3 protein-coding genes are annotated in these 2817 nt (G+C 66.0%); all 3 read right to left on the minus strand.

Annotation, left to right across the window (positions count from 1 at the left end; translation table 11 throughout):
• A partial coding sequence (locus JYJ84_RS33205; protein ID WP_205190021.1) for a DEAD/DEAH box helicase occupies positions 1-1141 on the minus strand: 1141 nt, incomplete at its 3' end.
• 127 nt (positions 1142-1268) lie between these two features.
• Entirely contained in the window at positions 1269-2567 is a 1299-nt protein-coding gene (locus JYJ84_RS33210; protein WP_122946201.1) for a cytochrome c, read from the minus strand.
• A 19-nt stretch (positions 2568-2586) separates the two neighbouring features.
• Positions 2587-2817 (minus strand): cytochrome c (locus JYJ84_RS33215; RefSeq protein WP_374102151.1); only part of this gene is annotated, 231 nt, incomplete at its 5' end.

Genomic DNA, 2817 nt, shown 5'->3' on the forward strand with positions numbered 1-2817 from the left:
GATCGGGTTCGAAGCCCGCGATCACTTCCTGCGGAATCTCGCGCTTGATCAGCCGCTCGATGTCGCGCAGCAGCTGCTTCTCGTCGACGCACACGAGCGACACGGCTTCGCCGGTCGCACCCGCGCGGCCCGTGCGGCCGATCCGGTGCACGTAGTCTTCCGGCACGTTCGGCAGGTCGAAGTTGACGACGTGCGGCAGCTGGTCGATGTCGATCCCGCGCGCGGCGATATCGGTCGCGACGAGCACCTGCAGCGTGCTGTTCTTGAACTCCGCCAGCGCGCGCGTGCGGGCCGACTGGCTCTTGTTGCCGTGGATCGCCATCGCGCTGATGCCGTCCTTCGTCAGCTGCTCGGCAAGCCGGTTCGCGCCGTGCTTCGTGCGCGTGAACACGAGCACCTGGAACCAGTTGTGTTCGCGGATCAGGTGAGTGAGCAGTTCGCGCTTGCGATCGCGGTCGACCGGGTGGATCTTCTGCGCGACGCTTTCGGCGGTCGTGTTGCGGCGGGCGACTTCGATCAGCGCGGGCGAATCGAGCAGGCTGTCGGCGAGCGCCTTGATCTCATCGGAGAAAGTGGCCGAGAACAGCAGGTTCTGGCGCTGCGGCGGCAGCTTCGCGAGCACGCGCTTGATGTCGTGGATGAAGCCCATGTCGAGCATCCGGTCGGCTTCGTCGAGCACGAGGATGTCGAGATCCGACAGGTCGATCGTCTTCTGCTGCATGTGGTCGAGCAGGCGGCCCGGCGTCGCGACGACGATGTCGACGCCGCGCTTGAGCGCATCGATCTGCGGATTGATGCTGACGCCGCCGAACATCACGGTCGAGCGCAGCTTCAGGTACTTGCTGTACGCACGGACGCTTTCCTCGACCTGGGCGGCGAGTTCGCGCGTCGGCGTGAGGATCAGCGCGCGCACCGCGCGCTTTGCGCCGCGATGCTCCGCGTAGAACGTATGCAGGCGCTGCAGGATCGGCAGCGTGAAGCCGGCGGTCTTGCCGGTGCCCGTCTGCGCGCCGGCGAGCAGGTCGCCGCCGCCGAGGACGGCCGGGATCGCCTGCTGCTGGATCGGGGTCGGCGACGTGTAGCCGAGCTCGTTGACCGCCTTGACCAGCGGTTCGGCCAAGCCGAGAGATTCGAAAGACATAGTTACCACTCTTCAGTTTTATGATCGGCGACGTCTCGCGCGGCCCGCGCGGGAGGTGACATCGCAAAATGCAAAAGGGCGCGGCCGCGGTTTCCCGCAGCCGCGCCCCGTTTGTGTCAGCCGCTTCTTAGTCGAGCGGCGCGGAACGCAGGTCGCTCACCTGTTGCGGCGAGATCGGCGTACCGTTGTTGCCCCACGACATCCGGATATACGTGACGACCGCAGCAACTTCCTGGTTCGACAGCGACTGTGCGAACGGCGGCATCCCGTACGGACGCGGATTCTTGAACGTGCTCGGCGGATAGCCACCGTTCAGCACCATGCGGATCGGGTTGACTGCCGATTCCATCATGATCGAGTGGTTGCCCGCGAGCGGCGGATACGCCGGCGGCTTGCCTGCGCCGGTTGCGGCGTGGCAGGTCGCGCAGTTGTCCGCGTAGATCTTCTTGCCCTGGTCGAACAGCGCGTTGCCGAACTGCTTCGACGGCTCGTACTGCATGTTCTTCGGCGCTTCAGCCTTCTGCGGGATCGACTTCAGGTACGTCGACATCGCGCGCGTATCTTCGTCGCTCATGTACTGCAGGCTGTTGTGCACGACGTCGGCCATCGGGCCGAACACCGCACCCTTGTTCGACACACCGGCTTGCAGCAGGTCGGACAGCTCCTGCACGTGCCAGTCGCCGAGGCCGAGTTCCTTGTCGTTCGTCAGCGACGGCGCATACCAGTTCTGCAGCGGGATCAGGCCGCCGGCGAACGCCGACCCCGTCACCGGGCCGCCCATCATGTTGATCGACGTGTGGCACATCGAGCAGTGGCCGAGGCCTTCGACGAGGTACGCGCCGCGGTTCCATTCGACCGACTTGGTCGGATCCGGCTTGTACTCGCCTTCCTTGAAGAACAGCGTGCGCCAGCCGATCAGCAGGTTGCGGTTGTTGAACGGGAACTTCAGTTCATGCGGACGGCTCGGCACCGACACCGGCGCGACCGAGCGCAGGTATGCGTAGATCGCGTCCGAATCCGCGCGCGTGACCTTCGTGTAGCTCGCGAACGGGAAGCCCGGGTACAGCAGGCTGCCATCCTTCGAACGGCCGGTGTGCATCGCGCGGTAGAAGTCGTCCGACGTCCACTTGCCGATGCCGTCCTTGTCGTCCGGCGTGATGTTCGGCGTGTACATCGTGCCGAACGGCGTCGCCATCGGCAGGCCGCCCGCGAACGACTTGCCGCCGCGCACGGTGTGGCACGCGATACAGTCGCCGACGCGCGCGAGGTATTCGCCCTTCTTGATCAGCGCGGCCTGGTCGGCCGGCGTGGCCGCGACGGCGGAAGCGCCGTGCAGCGTGTCGTTGCCCGGCCACAGGACCGGCACGAGGGCGGCAGCCGCGACGATCGCGACGGCCGAGAGTGCAAACAGGGACTTGCGTTTCATTGTGTCTGTCTCCCTTGCCTTATTGCGGTTCGCTGCCGCAGGCGAGCGGAGTCTTCATCGAACGCGCCGGAGCCGGCACGGGGTTGGCGGGCGCCGGTTGCGCGGCGAGCCATGCGGTCACGGCGGTCACGTCTTCGTCGGAAAGCTTCGAAGCGACGTCATGCATGCAATCGGGCGCCTTCGCGTGACGGTTGCCCGAACGCCATGCACCGATCTGCGCGCTCAGGTAATCGGCGTGCAGGCCGACCAG

This window comes from Burkholderia sp. LMG 13014, assembly GCF_905232215.1.
Taxonomy (GTDB): domain Bacteria; phylum Pseudomonadota; class Gammaproteobacteria; order Burkholderiales; family Burkholderiaceae; genus Burkholderia.

Excerpts from the sequence above, each read along its gene's own strand:
- JYJ84_RS33210 (WP_122946201.1), bottom strand. The coding sequence starts at position 2,567 with ATGAAACGCAAGTCCCTGTTTGCACTCTCGGCCGTCGCGATCGTCGCG.